Source organism: Vibrio rumoiensis (assembly GCF_002218045.2).
Taxonomy (GTDB): Bacteria; Pseudomonadota; Gammaproteobacteria; order Enterobacterales; family Vibrionaceae; genus Vibrio; species Vibrio rumoiensis.
Map to the genome: position 1 here is coordinate 1,582,170 of NZ_AP018685.1, position 20,716 is coordinate 1,602,885.

At 42.5% G+C, this 20,716-nt stretch carries 16 protein-coding genes and 1 pseudogene; 11 read left to right on the forward strand and 6 right to left on the reverse strand.

What is annotated here, in order from left to right; all coding sequences use genetic code 11:
* Window positions 1-33: 33 nt before the first annotated feature.
* The 6 genes from VRUMOI_RS07345 to rsuA all read right to left on the reverse strand — a co-directional run bounded on the left by VRUMOI_RS07345 (window position 34) and on the right by rsuA (window position 7,193).
* On the reverse strand, window positions 34-1,161 hold the full coding sequence (locus tag VRUMOI_RS07345) for a lipocalin-like domain-containing protein (protein WP_089139785.1): 1,128 nt from the start codon (window positions 1,159-1,161) through the stop codon (window positions 34-36).
* Window positions 1,161-3,614, reverse strand: coding sequence for an ABC transporter permease (locus VRUMOI_RS07350; RefSeq protein WP_089139784.1), 2,454 nt, complete (start codon window positions 3,612-3,614; stop codon window positions 1,161-1,163). Before VRUMOI_RS07350 ends, VRUMOI_RS07345 begins: the two co-directional genes overlap by 1 nt.
* Entirely contained in the window at window positions 3,595-4,266 is a 672-nt protein-coding gene (locus VRUMOI_RS07355; protein ID WP_089139783.1) for an ABC transporter ATP-binding protein, read from the reverse strand. Before VRUMOI_RS07355 ends, VRUMOI_RS07350 begins: the two co-directional genes overlap by 20 nt.
* A 193-nt stretch (window positions 4,267-4,459) precedes the next feature.
* Window positions 4,460-5,104 carry a DUF2913 family protein gene (locus VRUMOI_RS07360; protein ID WP_089139782.1) on the reverse strand — a complete coding sequence of 215 codons (645 nt, stop codon included), beginning with the start codon at window positions 5,102-5,104 and terminating at the stop codon, window positions 4,460-4,462.
* Between the two features lie 71 nt (window positions 5,105-5,175).
* Window positions 5,176-6,366: a Bcr/CflA family multidrug efflux MFS transporter gene (locus tag VRUMOI_RS07365; protein WP_089139781.1), complete on the reverse strand. Its 1,191-nt coding sequence runs from the start codon at window positions 6,364-6,366 to the stop codon at window positions 5,176-5,178.
* A gap of 128 nt (window positions 6,367-6,494) precedes the next feature.
* Window positions 6,495-7,193: a 16S rRNA pseudouridine(516) synthase RsuA gene (rsuA, locus tag VRUMOI_RS07370; protein WP_089139780.1), complete on the reverse strand. Its 699-nt coding sequence runs from the start codon at window positions 7,191-7,193 to the stop codon at window positions 6,495-6,497.
* A 719-nt stretch (window positions 7,194-7,912) separates the two neighbouring features.
* Between rsuA and VRUMOI_RS07375 the strand changes: the two genes are divergently transcribed.
* From VRUMOI_RS07375 to VRUMOI_RS07420, 11 genes and pseudogenes are all read left to right on the forward strand, one after another.
* The gene (locus VRUMOI_RS07375) at window positions 7,913-9,157 is read left to right on the forward strand and encodes an outer membrane protein transport protein (protein WP_089139779.1); all 1,245 of its coding nucleotides are present in this window, start codon (window positions 7,913-7,915) and stop codon (window positions 9,155-9,157) included.
* Window positions 9,158-9,179: 22 nt separating this feature from the next.
* Complete coding sequence (locus VRUMOI_RS07380) at window positions 9,180-11,459, forward strand: VolA/Pla-1 family phospholipase (RefSeq protein ID WP_089139778.1); 2,280 nt, start codon at window positions 9,180-9,182, stop codon at window positions 11,457-11,459.
* A gap of 125 nt (window positions 11,460-11,584) precedes the next feature.
* Window positions 11,585-13,375, forward strand: coding sequence for a DEAD/DEAH box helicase (locus tag VRUMOI_RS07385; RefSeq protein WP_089139777.1), 1,791 nt, complete (start codon window positions 11,585-11,587; stop codon window positions 13,373-13,375).
* 280 nt (window positions 13,376-13,655) lie between these two features.
* Entirely contained in the window at window positions 13,656-14,669 is a 1,014-nt protein-coding gene (locus VRUMOI_RS07390) for a TRAP transporter substrate-binding protein (RefSeq protein ID WP_089139776.1), read from the forward strand.
* Window positions 14,670-14,746: 77 nt separating this feature from the next.
* Window positions 14,747-15,298, forward strand: coding sequence for a TRAP transporter small permease subunit (locus VRUMOI_RS07395; RefSeq protein WP_089139775.1), 552 nt, complete (start codon window positions 14,747-14,749; stop codon window positions 15,296-15,298).
* Complete coding sequence (locus VRUMOI_RS07400) at window positions 15,291-16,613, forward strand: TRAP transporter large permease (RefSeq protein WP_089139774.1); 1,323 nt, start codon at window positions 15,291-15,293, stop codon at window positions 16,611-16,613. Before VRUMOI_RS07395 ends, VRUMOI_RS07400 begins: the two co-directional genes overlap by 8 nt.
* A gap of 57 nt (window positions 16,614-16,670) precedes the next feature.
* Window positions 16,671-17,159 (forward strand): annotated as a pseudogene (locus VRUMOI_RS19415) (gluconokinase); the annotation flags it as partial.
* Between the two features lie 15 nt (window positions 17,160-17,174).
* Window positions 17,175-18,674, forward strand: a complete 1,500-nt coding sequence (gndA, locus tag VRUMOI_RS07405; protein ID WP_197712958.1) for an NADP-dependent phosphogluconate dehydrogenase — start codon at window positions 17,175-17,177, stop codon at window positions 18,672-18,674.
* A gap of 75 nt (window positions 18,675-18,749) precedes the next feature.
* A complete protein-coding gene (gene gntR, locus VRUMOI_RS07410) occupies window positions 18,750-19,751 on the forward strand; it encodes a gluconate operon transcriptional repressor GntR (RefSeq protein ID WP_089139772.1) in 1,002 nt (333 codons plus the stop codon).
* A gap of 166 nt (window positions 19,752-19,917) precedes the next feature.
* Entirely contained in the window at window positions 19,918-20,196 is a 279-nt protein-coding gene (rplY, locus tag VRUMOI_RS07415; RefSeq protein ID WP_089139771.1) for a 50S ribosomal protein L25, read from the forward strand.
* 270 nt (window positions 20,197-20,466) lie between these two features.
* Window positions 20,467-20,676: a hypothetical protein gene (locus VRUMOI_RS07420; RefSeq protein ID WP_089139770.1), complete on the forward strand. Its 210-nt coding sequence runs from the start codon at window positions 20,467-20,469 to the stop codon at window positions 20,674-20,676.
* Window positions 20,677-20,716: the final 40 nt, after the last annotated feature.

Consider the following 20,716-nt stretch of genomic DNA (forward strand, 5'->3'; position numbering starts at 1 on the left):
AACCTTAACTTATTGAAATTGGCTATTGATAAATTAATAACCTGTAAGTTGCATAAAGCCAACCCCCTTATGACTGCCTGTCACGACAATCGGGCCCTCCCAGGATGGAACCCAGAATGGTAACCATAGTTCTTTATTCAACGATTGAGTAATTAAGCTAATTTGATATTTGGGTAATTCGATCACCCAGCGTAAAGGTAACTCTTTTCCATTTAACAAACGTTGTCTTTCTAATGGGTATATTCTTACTTCATCATTCTTAATGATAGTCGTAGATCCATTCTTTCTGGATAATGTTCCTGAAATATAACGAATATTTTGTGAATTATGGTACTGCGTTAATGACAACACTCGACCATCAGTTAGGTGTAAATTGAAACTGTCCCAACGCAGGGAAGGAGTCGAGATAAGGTGATTTCCCCACTCTTTATCCAACCAAGCTAAACCTTGTACTTTCACTTCTCGACCATTAAGCGTCAACGTCCCCTTTGTTTTTAAGAAAGGCGCGCTAAAGGAATAAGACGCGATCGACATTAAGTCATGCGTTTTCTTATAGCCTTTTTCGCCATTTAAGACAAACGGGCCATAAGAGGCATTGTTCAATGACACCTTGAAATCATCGGTTTTTACCATTAAGTGGCTTGGCATTGCGAAATTATTATTCGATACCCAGCTCCAATCGTCTATCCATAATCTAAATGGATACATCATGACACCCGCCTGCCCGATCCCCCCACGAGAAATACGTTGTTGAGACCAAGAATGATTCGCTGTTGAAACCACAACTTGCGCGGTATAAATCTGGGCATTATTCCAACCAATGCCTTGATGATCGCCATTCGCAATACGATAAACCGTCCATTGAACACCATATTCTTGACCATCATTACCTTTCAGATTTGCCCTATAGTGCCAAACTTCATGGTGAAAGCTGTCATGCGCGGCAAAGTCCCGCCCATATTTAACCGTATAGTCAGGCAACACAGGCTCATAAACCGCGTGTTTATCTTCTTTCGGTTCAGCTTGCTGAATATGCAAGCTATCCATTTCTTTCGCCACTAACTGCTTGATAAAATGCGGTGCTAAAAGCCCTGACAACAAAATAAGAGCAAGCGTCATCACTGTAGCTTTAAACATCCATTGATGTTGCTTGGTCTTCATTATAATGAGTCCCTCAACAGCTTCATCGGAGTCGTTTTTACCATATGCCAAACCGGCCACGCACCCGCAATAAATAAAGTTAATAACGACCAAGCAAAAGTCGAAATATATTGTTGTGGTAATAACGACAGTTGCATTGTCCAACCAAAGGCGTTTTTAAGCACAACTTCCACCATTAACTGGGCTAAAACAATCCCTAACGGTAACGCAATAAAAGCTGTAAACAAGCCAATAGCTAAAAGTTGTAGTGCCCCTAAAATGACCAATTCTTTCCCTGAAATACCTAAACAACGAAGTAACGCAATTTGCTTTTGCCGAGAGACTTCACCGGCTACGGTTGAAACAAACAAACCAAAAACCGCAATAAACAATGTGATTTTGCCTAACGTATCGGCCACTTTAAAGGTTTGGTCAAAAGCAATCATCGCTTTAGTGTGCATAGCATTGTTGTTATAAATCCTTTCTGGGGACAAACTATAGCGTTTTTCCATCCGCTGTATTAGAGCCGATGGATCCAATTTGTCATTGAGAACAACACCGAGTGCAACGTCACCAGTTCCTTGGAATAATCCGGTCCATTTATGCTGCGAAATGATCACCTGATTGTATGGATTACCATAATCATAATAAACACCAAGAACCGGCCAAGAGCCTCCGAGAGGTTCTGGTAAATTGACAAGATCACCCGGGCGTAAATTTTCTTTTAATGACATCGATTCACTGATCATGACACCTTTAGTGTTATGTAATAGATACCAGAATTGAGGGACGGCTAATTTCACGGTTAATGCTTTACGCTCACCTTCCGTATCACCAGAACTAACCACTTGAATCGTACCAGTATCCGTTTGTAATGATTTCTCCCAGCGCCACCATACCGTTTTCACTTCCGACTGAGCTTCTAACCATTGACCCATTCGAGTCGCTGAAGACGTCGTTGGTGTTATGTATAAGTCGGCAGATAAACGTTGAACTAGCCACTGATCGGTGGTTGCTCTAAAACTGTTCACCATCGTTTCTACGCCAATATTGGTCGCGAGAGCCAGCATAAAGGCCATCGCAGCGACACCACGATAACTCATACTTGCGGCAATATCGGCAAAGAACCAGCGCACTTTGACCCAAGGCATGGTGAAAGAGAAGCTGGTAAACAACTTCCAAAGGCAATATGGCATGACCAAACCCACACTCACCAGCATTAAAGCGATCAGCGTAAACCCTTCTTCTTGCGTTGTGGGTGATTGATACAAAGCTACGGCTGCAACCGTACAAATACAGGCAACAAATGCTTGTAAACCAAATTCTCGTCCAGCAAAACGAATCAAAGATAAACGAGAAGCCAATCGAATCGGTTGAGAACGGACTAAACGAACCAGTGGCCAGAAACAAGAAAGTAAACACCCAAAGATAGACATCAATAAACTGTATTGAATCCACTCCCAATTCCATTCAATGGAAAGGCCAACATCCGCATTGTACAAATCACTCAAACTGGCTGAAACAGATGGCATCAATCGGTTGGCTAAAGCTAAGCCTAGAATGGTTCCACTAAACCAACCAATGAGAATCCAAGCAATAATCTCAAGCAATAAGGCTTTGGTTAACTGCCAACCTGAGACTCCTGTCAATCGCAAAGCCCCCACTAACGGTTGACGTTGTATAAAGGAAAGGGACATCGCCTGATAAAAGATAAACAAGCCAACGAGGAAAGATAGCATCCCCATTGCCGTTAAATTCATGTGGAATGCTTTGGTGAGCGAACCTAACTCAACACGGGTATTACGGTGTAAAGAGATCCCATCAGGTAAATAATGACGTAATTGTTCTAACTTATCAGGTGACATAGCAGAGCAAGCGATCATATCAAAGCCAGCACTGCGATTCAGCTTGCGGAGCAATGACATGTCAGCGACTAATCGCGAACCTGAAATTCGCCCTTGGGTATCAACTTTAATTGGCCCTAACTTTTCACCTGATTTCAATACAATAAAGTCATGGTCACTCACATCCAAATACTTAGACAATTGTGCGCTGATTAACAGTGGATACGGCGGACGCATTAACTCGAGAAAATCTTTTGATTTCTGGCTTGGCCCTTCTTGAAAAGACATCATCGCGACTGGATCAAAGCCGACGATATTTAATTGCATACCATCATGGGTAACCACGCGGTAAGAATCAAAAGGAGCACATTGGTGAAAGCCACTGCGCCTGAGTTGAACATAGAAACCTTGCGGAATTTTATTACTCGCGAGTTTTGGCTGTATACGATAAGGAAGCGGGTTGGAAAATAACTTCTCACCATTGGCATAACTTTGCTTGGCGTGATAATTCACCGCTAGCACACCAACGAATAAAGATATGCCTAGAGTAAGCCCTAGCCAGACCAACAGAATTTGAAATGGATGACGGCGATAATGGCCAAGTAGAGCTTTAGCTACGGGCCACAACATTGAGAACGCCTCCTTGTAATCGAACGCAGCCTTCTAAATGCGCCGCAACTCTTTCACTGTGTGTCACCAATAATAACGTGCAATTCATTTTGCTTGATAAGCTGGTTAATAATCGCATGACCGCTTCTGCATTTTTCTCATCCAGGCTACCGGTAGGCTCATCAGCAAGTAACAAAGAAGGTTCCATATACAAAGCACGAGCAATCGCCACTCGTTGCTGCTGGCCACCAGAAACCTCTTCAGGGTAACGGCCCAACAATGGCATAAGATCAAGCGAGGAAAGAATTTGACGCCACAAATGCGGGTCTTCAGGTAAGCCCTTTAGTTGACGGCAGAAACGAATATTATCGGCGATATTCAGAGTCGTTAACAGGTTAAATTGTTGGAAAATCAGCCCTATATTATTACGTCGAAAAGCGGTTCTTTGCCTATCGGGAACATCATGCATGGGAAAATCAGAGCAAATTATTTCACCAGAATCACAAGTATCTAACCCTGCAATCATGTTCAATAAAGTACTTTTCCCTGAACCACTTTCTCCCATTAAGGCTAATTGGGCACCACGTTTTAATGATAACTCAGCACCTTGTAAAACAGGGTGAAAAACGCCCCCGTCAATATAACCCTTACAAAGATTTTTAAGATAAAGCATTAAACTTGCACCTGCTACCAATAATAAGAAAGGAAATTTACACTAATTAACCTGTTGTAGGAAGAGGTTTACACCCCACGCTCTAACTCCGTGCTCCTTACCGTCATACGTAACATCACAACACCAAATATCAAACACAAATTCAATAAAACGGTAAAGTTCCAATAACTAACTCATCTTAATAATAAAACTATTAATAGTTCATTGGAATTTCAGCCAACTTAGGTCCGATATTGTTTGGATAAATCAGATATTCACCGTGATACTTCACTATCGATTTATAATCCGTTTGTTTATGCAACAAGAAACCTTGTTCTGTCGCCTCTGTAATGAAAGCGGCGTGATTACCCCGGACATAAAAGCTCATTGGTTTATGCAATAGCTCGCCATCAAAGCAGTCATCACATTGTTTTGCACATAAAACAAATGAGTTCGGCTGATCAGCAAAGATCTGCGTTTTTTCCGTTAACTCAAACTCATTCACCACTTCCCAACCTTTTTCTTCCATATGATCCATGAAGGCTTCAATGTCAGAATCTTTAATCGGTTTAGGGCCTCCAGCCGCTGGTATAAAATGTTGATATAACTTTGCTATGCGCTCAAACGTCACGATCAGTTCACTACCCGCGCCTTTACTACGGCTTAGTTTTTGCCAGCGAATTAAATCATGCTTAACACACCCATCAAAAGCTTGAGTCTTGATACTTTTGGTTACCCAGCGAGCAAGAAAATGCGTATTAGTAATGGGAGTATTCGCGAGCTTACCCGTTTGGTGTTGTTGCTTTAATTCGGATAAAGCCGTGGTCACTACACGTTGAATTTCTTGTGAATATTGCATATTTCTCTCTAACTTAAAGGGGTAACATTTAAACTTTCGGTCGTTCTAACTAACGAATGTCAGGCCTTCGATTATGCCTTACGACTCAGCAACCAATAACAACTTGCCGATAAAACCGCACATAAAAACATCGACATCACCATTGGCCAAACATAGCCACTCGGTAAAAAGGCAATAAGTGCACTGATTGCAGCGCCTAAACCAAAACGTAAAGTTCCAGCTAATGACGACGCAGTACCGGCCATTTGAGGGTAGCTACTCAGTAGTAACCCCATCGAATTACTGCCAATGATAGAAATCGTTCCGACAAATAAAATCACACATGGAACAATCGCCCATAAACCAAACCCACATAACCAACTAATCAGGAGCGCCACTCCGGCAAAAGTTTGGCACCAAAGACCAAAACGTAACATCCAATGTGAGCCCATCTTACGAACCGCACGTCCATTGAAACTCGTCATTGCCACCATACCAATAACGTTTAATGCAAACAAATACCCAAAGTATTCAGGTTGTACGCCGTAGATATCAATATAAACAAACGAGCCGGCGGTAATAAAGGCAAACATACCCGAAAAAGAGAATGCACCACAAAAGATAAGGCCAAACGCAACCGGATTGGTGATTAATTTAAAGTAATTACGCATCGTTGTTTTAAAACGCAACGGCTGTTTATTTTCAGGCGCTAAGGTTTCCGGAATTTTAAACAACACCGCCATTAGTACCATAAAAGAAACCAAAGCCAACACAGTAAAGATTGAACGCCAACCAAACCATACCGCTAAATGCCCGCCAATCATTGGGGCTAAAAGTGGCGAAATGGTAATAACCAATGTAATGAAAGACATCGCTCGGGCGAACTCTTCTTTATTAAACATATCTCGAACGATCGCTTGCACAATCACGGCTGCCGCAGCTCCTGCAAAACCTTGAGCAAATCGGGTATACAGTAAGGCTTCAATGCTAGTGGTCGTGGCACAGATAATTGAAGCGATCGCGAAAAACACAATCCCACCCATTAATATTGGGCGACGGCCATAACTATCCGCCAAAGGACCATGTAAAAGCTGCCCCAATGCAAAGCCTGCGGTATAGGCGGTTAATGTCCCCTGCACCATGCCATGATTGACCATAAGATCACTCGCAATGGTTGGCATTGCTGGCAAATACATATCAATCGCGAATGGTGTCAATAAACCAATTGAACCTAAAATCAGAAATAACACAAAACTGCTTTTAGGCAAGGAAGATTGTGGCATAGCTTGTCCTTTACGAAGAGTTGATAAAATGACTGTTTATCGAACTATAGAAATTATTAAATGAATAACATTAAGCGGGATAGAAGGCTCACTTTATAGAAAAAGCAAGCCTTTAATAGTGCATCAACTTATGAAATAGATGCGATCTCTTCAGCGGTTAAAGCTCGGTATTCACCAGGTTCAAGCGCCTCATCAAGAACAATCGTTCCAATTGATTCACGATGAAGTTGCTCGACTTTATTACCTAAAGCAGCAAACATACGTTTTACTTGGTGGTATTTACCTTCAGAAATGGTCAGCAGTAATTCATTTTGAGAAAAATCGACAACTTCCATTTTCGCCGGTAGCGTTAACTCTTTTTCACTTCTTAATTGAATACCTTCCGCCAACTGTTGAGCATAGTCATCCCCAATCGCATCTTCTAACCATACGCGATAAGTTTTCTCACACTTGTGTTTTGGTGACGTAATACGATGCGACCATTGACCATCATCGGTGATCAAAACAAGACCGGTAGTATCAACATCTAAACGTCCAGCGAAGTGGAGTTTATCCATATTCACTTCATCTAATAAAGTAAAAGCCGTCGGGTTATTACTGTCTTCATGTGAGCAAACAAAGCCATCCGGCTTAAACAGCATAAAATAGCGAGGACCTGGCATCGGTAAATGACGTTCTTGCCATTCAACACGAGACTCTTCCCCTACCTTGATTGATGCCACTTTGACCGTATTTCCATCCACAGTCACTTCACCACGGCGCAGTAAAATAGTCGCCTCTCGACGAGTCACTCCTAATGTTTCACATAAAAACTTATCTAAACGCATGAATACCTCTAGTCTGACTGCAAATTATTTGACTGAGTCAGCACACATAAATGTTGGCCAAATACTAGGGCAGTTTCTTTTTCGTGAAAATTTTACCGCGAAAAACTAACCATCCTGAACTCCAGCATGAAAGCTCATTATAGAGATATTTCCTCCATTAGTTGAGCTATTTCACAAATTTGATTGGTTATTTGATAAAAAGAGAAAAGGAATGAAACAAAGCAATGAGAGCATCAGAAATGGAATCAATAAACAAAGTGAAAACTGTTTAAATAACGAGCAACCGTACTGATAATATTATTATTGGTTTATTTTTAGACTTTTGTAGTATCTTGTCACAATTAAATTTCCAACGCTTTTTTGTTTGTTTTATACCCCAAAAATCATAAAACATTATTCACGAAATAAATTAACCCCCTCGACCTTAGTCTAAAATTAAATCAAAAAGTTAGCACCACATTAGACTTTAGTATCAACACATCAACCCTTCATTTTTTGCTTAAAAAATAAACAAAAATAAAATTCAAATATTATCAACAAGTTATACTGGTCATACCTGATTTATCGTAAGAAATAAGATAAATTGCAAAAATATTAACCTTGTAGCATTTTTCGCAATTAATGTTACCAATAAATCACATTAAGTAATAAAACTATTAACAACACATCGGACCAAGCCGATGAGGCACAATAAAATAATTAATGTGTAAGGGATGACAATGAAAAAAACACAATATTCGCTATTAGCAATTTCGATTGCTCTAGCTTCTCAAGTTCATGCTGCTGGTTTCCAAGTTGTAGAACATTCCGCCTCTGGTTTAGGTCGTGCATTTTCAGGCGACGGTGTCATTGGGGATAATGCAAGTGAAATATCAGCTAACCCAGCCATCATGACCCATTTTGATAAAGCACAATTTTCTGGCGCAGTTTCAATTATCGATCCCGAAATCGATGTCTACGACGAAAGTACAAATCAGGGATCGAACGATATTGCTCCACTACAAGTGGTTCCTGCATTTTATTACGCAAGCCCAATTAATGAACAATGGGCTTGGGGGATAGGCATGTTTACTTCATACGGAGTAACAACCGATTATCCAACCGACATTGCCGCAGGTGATATGGCAGGTAAAACCTCTTTAATTTCTTTTAATGTAAACCCTAATATTGCCTACAAAATCAATGATCATTTTAGTGTTGGTGCCGGTGTCAGTTTAGTATATGCCCAAGCTGAACTTAAACGCAGCTTAGGTGCTGTTGGCCCTATTTTTGGTCAAAGCAGCTCTGACCCTCTGATTTCCATGAAAGGTGATACTTTTAGTTATAACTGGAATGTCGGCGCTTTATTTGAAATTAATGAAAATAACCGATTCGGTGCCTCTTACCGTTCCTCGACCAAATTAAAATTTAAAGATGGCACGTTTAAAGACTATACCGGACAAGTATTAACGGCGGGAAGCCCAGGTAAAACAGATGCGGATCTAGATATTGAACTCCCTGATATTGTTGAACTCGCAGGTTTCCACCAACTAACACGTCAATGGGCCGTTCACTACAGTTGGCAGTGGACTAATTGGAGCAAATTCCAACAGCTTGAAGCAACAAGTAATAACTGTAATGGCGGTGTATGTTTCAATAAAGTGGAACATTACGAAGATAATCAACGCTGGGCAATCGGTACCAGCTTCCAACCAAATGACAGTTGGATCTTACGCGCAGGCTTTGCTTATGATGAGCAAGCCGGCTCGCCAACTTTAAGTATTCCTGATAGCGATCGTTATTGGTATACCGCTGGCTTAACTTACTTTTGGACTCCCGATCTTTCCTTCGACGCAGGCTTTGCGTATATCGATAGTAAAGATGGCCGTTTTGAAGAAACTAGTCCAACAACCGGTAATACAAGCCACTTCCGCTCTGAAGGCCCGGCTTATATCACGTCTTTACAAGTCAATTACTCGTTTTAATCAGTAGTAAAGGGACAATACTATGAATAAATACTTTAAATTAACCGCCCTTTGCTCGGCGATGTTACTTGTCACCGCATGTGGCGATGAAAAAAGCAGCACAGGTACGGATTCAAGTAACCAGTTTGAGTCTTATATCAATGACTCGTTAGCACAAAGTACAAAGGTTGACTTCACATTGCAGGGAAAAGACCAAAACGTCCCTCTTCCCACCTTTATCTTGATGAATAAAGTCGATGGCACGCTAGAAATCCCTACTGGTGGGGATGATGCTTTAAGCAACCCTAAAGCAGCATTAAGCCAAATGGATGGTTGGTCAACCTCTCAACCAATTTCCATTCCTTTTAAAGGTGTGGGCTTTAATTCAGCAGTCCTGAATTCCGGTGTGGCAATTATTGAACTAACAGACAGCTTAACGGGTTCACCAAAAGTCAAAGCCGTACTCACCCAAGGCACTGACTTTCAAATCGTCACTCAAGCCAATAGTGTCAATATCATTCCGACCAAACCTTTGGATGAAAAGAGCAATTACATCATTGCCCTTACCAATCAGATAACAGATAAAGACGGTGATCCAGTTGGCATGTCATCGTCATATGCAGCGCTGAAAACCAACACCAATACTTTTGAAACTGGTGATCTTAGTTCTCTTCAGCAAGTGATTAAAGGCGTCGAAGGTATTTTCTCTCAAGCCGGAATTGATCCAAAGAGCATTGTCTATTCTACTTGGTTTACGACCCAATCAATTGGTGACACCTTATACGCAACCAAGGCTGCAGTGGCTCAAGGTCTAGCCTCTAAACTCGCAGGAGGTGATGGTATTGGTGCGATTTGGAAAGGCGAAGCGAACCCGAATGATGTTGATCTCAGCAGTGCATATACCATGAGCATTGCAAGTAGTGGTGACTTTGCCGCAATGCTAGATGCGGATGAAAACTTTACCACTTACATTGGCGGCGAGAATAGTGACGCATTAAAAGTAGCATTAAATTCTCAACTTTCCGCCGCCGCGGTTACCGTCTCTAAAGGTATCGTCAATTTGCCATATTTCCTTGAAAAAGGTGATAACTGGAACAAGACCCCTTTTGAGTCTGGAATGCCAAGCCTTGCCATTATTAAGCATGCTCTTGAGGGCGCGGATGCAAGCAACATCATGCAACAGTTGGTTGAAAAAGGTATTGATCCAAGTAAATTATCTGACTCTAGTGAGCAACTAAAACTGATTGGGCTTAAACTAAAAGATGCCGCTGGCAACGCTTTAGATAGTCAACGTATTATTACTCAATATAGCCCTGTACCAAAAATTAAATCGCTAGAAAAAGTGCCCTTTATTTTGTTCACACCAAAAGGAGCATCAATAGGTTCTACACCAATTGTGGTGTACCAGCACGGTATTACTTCAGCCAAAGAAAATGCTTATGCTTTCGCGGCCAACATGGTAGCCAGTGGTATCTCCGTCATTGCGATCGATCAGCCGTTACATGGTGAACGCTCTCTCGATGGTACACGTTCTGCCAATATAGACCCAACGGCCTATATCAATTTATCTTACTTACCGGTTGCACGCGACAATGTTAGAGAAAGTATCTTAGATATTATTGGTCTACGCGCTGCATTATCTGTGACAGCAAAAACACTGCAAGCTGAACCTAGCTTAGCGGCCTCTCCTGCTTTTGCCGAGTTTGCGAAAGTGAACTTTACTCAGCTTCCTCGATTCTTTGGCCATTCACTGGGTGGTATTGTTGGGGTTTCTGCTGTTGCAGCAGCCAATGAAACATTAGGTAACGCAAATGCAGATCAACTGTTTGCATTTAGCTCAGGCGCTTTTGCTAACGCAGGTAGTCAAATTGCACCTTTGCTCATTAATTCACAAACATTTGGTCCAAGTATTGTCAGCAATGTTGGTGCGGAAAATATTGCTGCATTCTCTTTTGCTGCTCAAACAATTCTGGATACGGTCGATCCAGTCAATACTGCGAGTTATATCGACCCTGCTCTTCCTGTGTATGTCAGTGAAGTTGACGGTGATAAAGTCGTACCAAATAAAGTGGCGAATACCTTTGCAGGTACCGAGCCATTAGCTTTAGCTCTGGGTTTAACGCCGACCAATGCAAGTAACACCGTCGTAGATGGTGCTCGTAATTGGGTGCAATTTAATAGCGGTGCAAGCCATTCAACGGTTATTGCTCCTGCGAGTGATTATAGTGACATCACTCAACATACCGAGATGCAAACTGAGTTAATTGACTTCTTAACCGACAATGCTCTTTCTGGTGTTTCCGATGCCACTACTCTGAAATAATACCTAAGTGATCACTCGTCAAGCCCACTGAAATCGACATTCAGTGGGCTTTCTTTGTTAGCGCCTCTAGCAATCCCTTAAAATTATCAGTACTCTGAGCCGGTCTTTTTTTACTTAATTACCTCATGTTCAAACTTCGCCCATACCAAGCTGACTCCGTAAAAGCGGTTATTCATTATTTTCGCAGTAACAGCGATCCTGCCGTGATAGTGTTACCCACTGGTGCGGGAAAAAGCTTAGTGATCGCAGAGCTGGCTCGTCTTGCCAAAGGCCGAGTATTAATGCTGACTCACGTAAAAGAGTTGGTTGAACAAAATCATGCGAAATACGAAAGCTACTCGACGGATGATAGACCGTTAAAAGGCGCGATTTTCTCAGCGGGGCTCGGCCGAAAAGAAACCGATGAACAAGTGGTTTTTGCTTCGGTGCAATCGGTTGTTAGAAATTTAGATGCGTTTGCCAATCAATTCTCGTTGTTGGTGATTGATGAGTGCCATCGCGTTCCTGATAACCCTAAAAGTAGCTACCGCAAAGTCATTTCACATCTACAAAGCGTGAATCCTGGCATTAAAATTCTAGGCTTAACGGCCACCCCTTACCGCCTAGGAATGGGCTGGATTTATCAATATCAAGTACGGGGCAAAACCGGCCAAGTGAAATCACCTGAGCCACGCTTCTTCCGCGACTGTATCTTTGAATTGCCAATCCAATATTTACTCGATGAAGGTTTTTTAACTCCTGCCAGAATGATTGATGCCCCGGTACTGAGCTATGACTTCTCTCATTTAAAACCGGCATTGGCGGGCCGTTATAAAGAAGCCGATCTCGACTTAGTGATTGAGCAATCTAAACGCGCCACGCCACAAATCATTGAGCAAATTATTGAACTGGCGAAAGACAAGCAAGGCATCATGATCTTTGCGGCCACCGTTCGTCATGCACAAGAAATTTTAACCTTATTACCTGCGGAACAATCGGCACTGGTTATCGGTGATACTCATCAAGTCGAACGCGACCGCATCATCAATCAGTTCAAAGCCAAACAGATTAAGTTTTTAGTCAACGTATCGGTATTAACGACTGGGTTTGACGCCCCTCATGTGGATCTCATCGCAATTCTTCGCCCGACAGAATCCGTGAGTTTATATCAACAGATCATCGGCCGTGGGTTACGTTTAGCGGAAAATAAAACCGAATGTTTGGTACTCGATTATGCTGGCAATAATTACGATTTGTATCAACCAGAAGTCGGAGAAACGAAACCCGACCCAACTAGTGACGCCGTCACGATACCTTGTCCGGCTTGTGGATTTAACAATACCTTCTGGGGCAAACTGGATAACAACGGCATGCTGATTGAACATTATGGACGCCGCTGCCAAGGGTACTTTGAAGTATTAGACGACGATGACAAACCCACAGGGGAACGTGAACATTGTGGCTACCGATTTAAAGCGAAGTATTGTTCTGAATGTGGCGCAGATAATGATATTGCCGCACGTATCTGTCATCAATGTGATGCAACGTTGGTCGACCCAGACAAAAAACTGCGAGATGCATTAAACCTCAAAGACGCGCTGGTGTTTGAATGCAAAGATATGCAGCTCAATGTTCATAAAACTCAAGATGGTAAATCTCAGTTAAAAGTCACCTATTCTGGGGAAAGCAATGATGATCAACCTCATGCTTTAGTCCACGAATTTTGGTCGTTAAGTACTAAAAAACAAAAACAAAATTTTGCCGAGCAGTTTGTCCGCCCTCACCTTGCCGACAGACACCGTCCATTTGAAGAAAGCTCACCAACCAAAGTGGCCAACAACCAACATCGCTTCCGCTTACCATTATTTATTATTGCGAGAAAATCCGGTCGATTCTGGAAAATCCGCGATAAGATATTTTCGGATGAACTGAGTTAACACGCCTTTCATTACATGCATTACATCGTTTCGTGCCATTTCCTTTTATTCTTGGTGGCTTTTCCAAATATTATTTCTAGCGCCAACGGAGAACACTAACGCTATTGCTCTCTCTTTTCATTAAATCATTCAGCAGATCGTTTTTTGTGATCCAGTTAATAGCACAGACCAATAGTTACCGGTAACATTTTCATTACAAGTTACCGGTAACATTATTCTTATAATCGGAACTTATACGCCAATACGTAATGCCTCTATGTGCAATCAAAAGGACGATAAAATGAAACTGACACGCACTTTGCTTACTGCCGCTTTAGCTGGAATATTTTCCACCTCTGTTTTAGCCGCTGACTTTAACCTTAAAATTCAATCCTCCGATCCATCGGGCGATAAAAACTTTCAAGTCCAACAAAAATGGGCCAAAAGTGTTGAAACCATGTCGAATGGCCGCATCAAAATCTCCCTGCTTCCGGTTGGCAGTGTGGTTAAAAATACCGAAACTTTAGACGCCATCCGTCAAGGTATTCTTGATGGACAACTGACTGCGACCGAATACTTTTCAGGTAAAGATCCCGCTTTTGGCCTGATTGGTAATATGGTTGGAGCGTGGTCAAACACTGGCCAATTACTTCAATACATCAATTACGGCGGTGGTTATGAATTGATGACCGAGCTTTATAAACCTTATGGTGTGAAGTTCATCGGTGGTTCGACAACTGGCGTTGAGTCTTTGGTATCGAAAGTACCACTTGATGGCGTAGCCGATCTGAAAGGTTTGAAAATTCGCGCGCCAGAAGGTTTGGTGCAACAAGTGTTCGCAGCCGCTGGAGCAACACCCGTTAACTTACCGGGTTCTGAAGTTTTTACAGGCTTAAGTAAAGGTGTTATTGATGCCGCTGACTACACGGTATTTTCAACGAACCAAAAAGCTGGCATGAACGATATTGCCCCTCACCCAGTTCAACCAGGTTTCCATTCTCTACCATTAATTGATGTCTCAATTAGCCAGAAGAAATGGGACAAAATGACTCCGGATCTACAAGAAATCCTAACCGTATCGGTGCGTGACTTTGCTAACGATATGACAACCGAACTTCGTATTGCCGACCAAGCTGCGGTCGCAAAAGCGGAAAAAGATCCTAATATCACCATTCACAACTGGTCTGCTGAAGAACGTAAAAAATTCCGCGCAATTGCTAAAACACAATGGAAAGTATTTGCCGAACGTTCTCCAAATGCTCAGAAAGTCTATGACTCTGTAACCAAATATCTAGAAGAAAACGGTTTACTGTAGTTTTTCGACGTTTACTACCTGAGGGCGACATTCTTCGCCCTCATTACTCTCTTTTGTTTGTTTAAATAGGTTGTGTTATGAAGGATGTCCCAACGCCGCCAGAGGCTGAAGATGCGCCTAAAAATCGTCTTGATGCTTGGATAATTAAGATCAGCCATGCCCTTAGTCTGCTTTTCATTTTGACCGTGTTTATTTCTTTTTATGAAGTGTTAATGCGTTATGTGTTTGATGCCCCAACTACCTGGGTACACGAAACCGCTTCTTTTGTTGGCGGTAGCTTATTTGTGATCGGCGGTATCTATGCGTTTGCAACCGATAAACACGTAAGGGTGGTGTTGATTTATGACGCTGTATCCGCCAAAACGCGCCGCGCATTGAATATGGTACACCATATTGTCGGCCTGGCTTTTTCTCTGATGATGGCATGGGCTTCCTACATCATGACAACAACCGCTTGGTATACCCCTTGGGGCGAATTTCGCCTTGAAACCTCCGGTTCTTATTTCAATCCGCCTTACCCAGCTTTATTAAAGGCACTAATTTTCGTTATTTTTTGCATTTTATCGCTGCAATTTATTCTTCATATCATCCATGAAATCAAAGCATTAAGGAGCGGTAAAGATGTTTGATTTATCTGCTATTGGAATTGGCTACGCCAGCTTACTCATGCTGGTGATGATGATCGGTTTATTGCTAACCGGTATGCAACTGGCTTTTGTTACCGGCTTTGTTGCTTTGTTCTTTACTTTAGGTTGGTTCGGTGTAGACGCCCTTCCCCTGATCTCTAGTCGCATGTTTAGCTTTGTTGACGGCTATATATTCCTTGCGGTCCCTATGTTTGTCTTAATGGCCGCCCTTCTTGATCGCTCCGGCATTGCACGTGATTTATTTGATGCAATGAAATCGGTTGGGCGTAACGTTCGTGGTGGTGTGGCCGTACAAACGCTATTAGTTGCCGTGCTACTTGCTTCTATGTCAGGCGTTATTGGTGGTGAAACCGTGTTACTCGGTATTCTTGCACTACCACAAATGCTGCGCTTAGGTTATGACCGAAAACTGGCGATTGGTACCACCTGCGCCGGCGGTGCATTAGGTACTATGCTTCCCCCAAGTATCGTATTGATCATTTATGGTTTAACCGCGAGTGTTTCTATTGGTGATCTATTCAAAGCTTCTTTTGTTCCTGCTCTCATTCTGGCGTTGTTATACATCGCTTATGTACTGATTCGCAGCTTTTTAAACCCAAGTTTAGCGCCGCTTCCAACCAAAGAAGAATTAGCAGAAGATGCATTAAATCGCCCGAGTTATTTTAAAGCGTTATTCTTTCCAATCTTGTCCGTTGCGGTTGTACTAGGCAGTATTTACACCGGCGTTGCCTCGGTTACCGAAGCATCGGCTTTAGGTGTTGTGGGCATCATGGTGAGTGCGATCATTCGCAAAGAAATGAATTGGACCATGCTCAAAGAAAGTGCCATCGCCACCATGCGTACTTGCGGCATGATCATTTGGATTGGTATTGGCGCCACCGCTTTAGTTGGGGTTTATAACCTAATGGGCGGCATTGATTTTGTTGAACAAACCATTCTGGCTTTAAGTGGTGGTCATGCCATGGGCACGCTATTAATCATGATGGTGATCTTGCTGGTTTTAGGTATGTTCTTAGATTGGGTGGGTGTCGCGCTATTAACTATGCCAATTTTTGTACCCATCATCATCAACCTTGGTTTTGATCCTATTTGGTTTGGCGTGGTGTTCTGCCTCAATATGCAAGTGTCATTCTTATCGCCACCATTTGGCCCTGCTGCCTTTTATCTCAAATCCGTCGCACCGAAAGATATTAGCTTAGGTGAAATATTCTCATCTTTGCTGCCATTTATCGGATTGCAAATTGTGGCATTGGCTTTGGTTATTATCTTCCCTCAACTCGCCCTATGGTGGCAGTAAATTAATCACAATTATCACGCTGGCCTTAGTATTCTAAGGCTTAGCTAAGGCAGTATTATGAACAATAAAAAGATAGTAGTGATGGGCGTTTCCGGCTGTGGGAAAAGCCACATTGGTCACTTACTTGCACAACACTTAAATTACCCTTTTTTCGACGGCGATGATTTTCACCCGCAAAGCAATGTCGACAAAATGCGCCAAGGGATCCCCTTAACGGATGACGACCGCGTTGATTGGTTACACACACTTAACCAACTCTTCATTGATAATGAATCGGCGGTGATTGCTTGTTCCGCGTTAAAACCGGAATACAGAGATATTCTACGTACCAACAATGAAGACCTCACCTTCATTTACTTACAAGGCGAGTTTGAAACGATTTGGCAACGTCATCAAAAAAGGGCCAATCACTGGTTTAATGGCAAATCCATGTTAGAAAGTCAGTTTGATGCGCTTGTTGAGCCTCTTCCAAGTGAGGCTATCTTCATTGATATAAAACCACCTGTAGAAACCGTTTTACTCAACATCCAAGAGAAATTACATCAAAATCAAGGAACGCTTATGCCGAATACACACTCTACCCCCCCTTGCCATATTGCCATGATCGGGCTTGGTGTGATGGGAAAAAGCCTCACCTTGAACCTACTAGATAACCAATTTAATGTCGCCGGTTTTGATATTAATAAACAACATTTATCCGCAACATCCCAAGAAGCCCAACAGCTCAATAAGGGGACTTTTATCGCATGCGATGAATTATCGACATTACTCAACGCCCTTGAGTCACCACGTGTGATTGCTTTATCCATTCCGGCAGGCAACGTCGTAGAACACGTTATCGATGATTTGCTAAAAGCGGGATTAGAGCCTCAAGATATTGTGATTGATACTGGCAATAGCTTATGGACAGACACCATTGCGCGTGAAACAAAATATCAAGGGAAATTGCAGTTTTTCAGTACGGCTGTTTCAGGTGGTGAGCAAGGCGCGCGTTTTGGCCCAGCATTAATGGCAAGCGGATCAGCACAAGCATGGCAATCGATTAAACCTATGTGGAATGCCATTGCTGCAAAAGTCGATTCTCATGGTGTGCCCGTTCCTCCTCTTCACGACGGTGAACCTTGCGCGACCTATACTGGCCCAAGTGGCTCTGGCCACTTCGTTAAAATGGTGCATAACGGAATTGAGTATGCCGACATGCAGTTAATTTGCGAGGTTTACCATTATTTACGCGATGCTATTGAGCTCACGCCCCATGAGATTGGCGACATTTTCACGCAATGGAATCAAGGGGTACTCAATAGCTATTTAATTGAAATCACAGCAGATATTTTAAAACAGCAAGATTTTTCCACCAATAAACCACTGGTCGATGTGATCCTAGATAGCGCAGGACAAAAAGGCACTGGAACCTGGACGGCGATCAATAGCCTAGAAATTGGCTGCCCAACTCCGACGATTGCCCAATCGGTATACGCCCGTTCATTAAGTAGCTTAAAGTCACGACGTCTGATTGGCGCTCAATGCTTGAAAGCGAAGACGCAACCTATCGATAAAACCGACCTACCAGCGGTCATCAATGAGCTTCATGATGCGTTATATTGCGCCAAATTATGCGCTTATGCTCAAGGATTTGATTTAATGAAAGCCACCTCTGAGCAACAAAACTGGCAACTCAATTTTGTGGATATAGCTAAAGGCTGGCGAGCTGGCTGCATTATCAGAGCAACCTTCCTACAAGACATTGCCAACGCCTATCAACATACACCTAGGTTAGACAATTTATTGTTCGCAGAACGCTTTGCTCATCAACTAGAAAATCGACAATTAAACTGGCGAAAAACCGTGTCGAATTCCAGTCTACATGGGATCCCAATGCCTGGGATAAGCTCTGCATTAAGCTATTTTGATTCCATAAGATGCGAGACGTTACCAGCTAATTTATTGCAAGCGCAACGAGACTTTTTTGGTTCACATACTTATTCTCGAATCGATCAACCTGAATCAGATAAATACCATGTAGAATGGAGTCAATCCCCAAGAATTGAAGTAAAACGTTAAACTTTGATATCGTGTGAAAGTCCCCCTCTTTCACACGATATATCACTGACTGGACTGGAAGTAATCGAGAATTATATGGCACCGAAAAATAAACGGCCAACACTCCAAGATATTGCTAACCTTGTTGGTGTGACAAAAATGACAGTAAGTCGCTGCCTACGAGATCCTAACAACGTCTCCGATGCATTACGCGAAAAAATCCAATTAGCCGTGGACGAACTTGGCTACATACCAAACCGTGCCCCCGATATTCTTTCTAATGCGAAAAGTCGCTCGATTGGCGTTTTAGTTCCCTCTTTAACCAACCAAGTGTTTGCGGAAATCATTCGCGGTATCGAAAGCGTCACCGAACCCGCAGGCTATCAGTTGATGTTGGCTCACTATAGTTACAGTGAACAGCAAGAAGAAAAAAGCATCGAAATGTTGCTTTCTTATAATGTCGATGCACTCATATTATCGGAAAATCATCATAGTGAACGTACCAGAAAGATGCTGAAAACCGCGGGTATTCCGGTCATTGAAATCATGGACTCAGTTTCAAAACCGATTGAACAAGCGGTTGGCTTTGATAACCATGCCGCCGCCAAAGCCATGACCACATCAATGATCGAAAAAGGACATGATCAGATCGTATACTTTGCCGCTCGATTAGACGTTCGAACCAAATTGAAATTAGCCGGTTATGAAGAAGCGATGCGTGAACATGGTTTAACGCCAATTAGCCTGCAAACAACCAATGCATCTTCTTTTACTTTAGGCGCTGACCTATTACACAAAATGCGTAGCGAACACCCTCAGGCAAATGGCATATTTTGTACCAATGATGATTTAGCCGTTGGGGCAATCTACGAATGCCAACGCCTTGGCATTCGAGTCCCACAAGACATCGGTATTGCAGGTTTTCATGGCCATGATTTATCCAACATTATGGTGCCTAGACTGGCGACGGTGATAACGCCTCGGGAACAAATGGGGATCGTTTCAGCCACACAAATACTGCAACGATTAGAAGGCCACCCTGTGACAAGACCAACCATTGATTTAGGCTTTAAAATATCGCTAAGAGAGAGTGTCTAATTTCACTATAATTCAGTGGCTTTCTATTGCTCTGGTGCCATTTGAATGATAGTATCCGCGCTCGTTTCAACGCTTAATTATTTTACATTAGCTTGGAGCAACGCTTAATCACTAGGTCGCTACGTGATTAAACATCTTTTAATTTACTAATTTGAGAGTAAATACTATGAAATTTGAAGCAGTAGTACGTACTGAACTAGGTAAGGGTGCGAGCCGCCGCCTACGTCACGCTGGCCAATTCCCAGCAATCGTTTATGGTGGAGAAGCTGCGCCTATCTCTATCGCTCTAATTCACTCTGACGTGATCAACCAAATGGACAAGCCTGAGTTTTACGAAGGTATCGTTCTTGTGATCGACGGCAAAGAAGTTAAGGTTAAGCCGCAAGACGTTCAACGTCACGCGTTCAAGCCTAAAGTTGAGCACATGGACTTCATCCGCGTTTAAGACCTACCAGTCTTTGATTCGATGAATCCACCTTTTGCATACCATTGATTTCGAATTTACCACTCGATACTCAATAAAAATTAGAAAGCCCGATTGCTACCAACTTTCGGGCTTTCACCTTTCTAGCTTTTACCAACAGCTTCACCACCTTCCTGCAGAACTAAAATCATCCATCAAGCGATAACATCAATTTTTTCGATCCACTTCAAATTTAGATTCTATACTCCTTAAAGCGTAAAACGCTCTCCCCCATTAAATAAGGAGTTTCTTATGGCATCGATAGATAGTAAATACGTCAACTTTAGTGAAGATCATGAGCTAAATAGCTGTTTGCGTCATGCGGGGCTACGCCAAACCGCAGATAACCGTAAAAAACTACAGGCTCTTGGCGCGGAAACCAAAAGTCGTTTAGATAAAAAGCGCTTAAGTCACGATGATTTATATGGTGCAATCGATATGTGTAAAGGTGATTTTGAGTGACCGATTCACCCGCATTACGCTTGTGGCGTCACTTTTCATT

What these genes read in the sequence shown, in the direction of transcription:
- VRUMOI_RS07345 (WP_089139785.1), bottom strand. Translation starts at nt 1,161, where the DNA reads ATGAAGACCAAGCAACATCAATGGATGTTTAAAGCTACAGTGATGACG.
- VRUMOI_RS07350 (WP_089139784.1), bottom strand. Translation starts at nt 3,614, where the DNA reads ATGTTGTGGCCCGTAGCTAAAGCTCTACTTGGCCATTATCGCCGTCAT.
- VRUMOI_RS07355 (WP_089139783.1), bottom strand. Translation starts at nt 4,266, where the DNA reads ATGCTTTATCTTAAAAATCTTTGTAAGGGTTATATTGACGGGGGCGTT.
- VRUMOI_RS07360 (WP_089139782.1), bottom strand. Translation starts at nt 5,104, where the DNA reads ATGCAATATTCACAAGAAATTCAACGTGTAGTGACCACGGCTTTATCC.
- VRUMOI_RS07365 (WP_089139781.1), bottom strand. Translation starts at nt 6,366, where the DNA reads ATGCCACAATCTTCCTTGCCTAAAAGCAGTTTTGTGTTATTTCTGATT.
- rsuA (WP_089139780.1), bottom strand. Translation starts at nt 7,193, where the DNA reads ATGCGTTTAGATAAGTTTTTATGTGAAACATTAGGAGTGACTCGTCGA.
- VRUMOI_RS07375 (WP_089139779.1), top strand. Translation starts at nt 7,913, where the DNA reads ATGAAAAAAACACAATATTCGCTATTAGCAATTTCGATTGCTCTAGCT.
- VRUMOI_RS07380 (WP_089139778.1), top strand. Translation starts at nt 9,180, where the DNA reads ATGAATAAATACTTTAAATTAACCGCCCTTTGCTCGGCGATGTTACTT.
- VRUMOI_RS07385 (WP_089139777.1), top strand. Translation starts at nt 11,585, where the DNA reads ATGTTCAAACTTCGCCCATACCAAGCTGACTCCGTAAAAGCGGTTATT.
- VRUMOI_RS07390 (WP_089139776.1), top strand. Translation starts at nt 13,656, where the DNA reads ATGAAACTGACACGCACTTTGCTTACTGCCGCTTTAGCTGGAATATTT.
- VRUMOI_RS07395 (WP_089139775.1), top strand. Translation starts at nt 14,747, where the DNA reads ATGAAGGATGTCCCAACGCCGCCAGAGGCTGAAGATGCGCCTAAAAAT.
- VRUMOI_RS07400 (WP_089139774.1), top strand. Translation starts at nt 15,291, where the DNA reads ATGTTTGATTTATCTGCTATTGGAATTGGCTACGCCAGCTTACTCATG.
- gndA (WP_197712958.1), top strand. Translation starts at nt 17,175, where the DNA reads ATGCCGAATACACACTCTACCCCCCCTTGCCATATTGCCATGATCGGG.
- gntR (WP_089139772.1), top strand. Translation starts at nt 18,750, where the DNA reads ATGGCACCGAAAAATAAACGGCCAACACTCCAAGATATTGCTAACCTT.
- rplY (WP_089139771.1), top strand. Translation starts at nt 19,918, where the DNA reads ATGAAATTTGAAGCAGTAGTACGTACTGAACTAGGTAAGGGTGCGAGC.
- VRUMOI_RS07420 (WP_089139770.1), top strand. Translation starts at nt 20,467, where the DNA reads ATGGCATCGATAGATAGTAAATACGTCAACTTTAGTGAAGATCATGAG.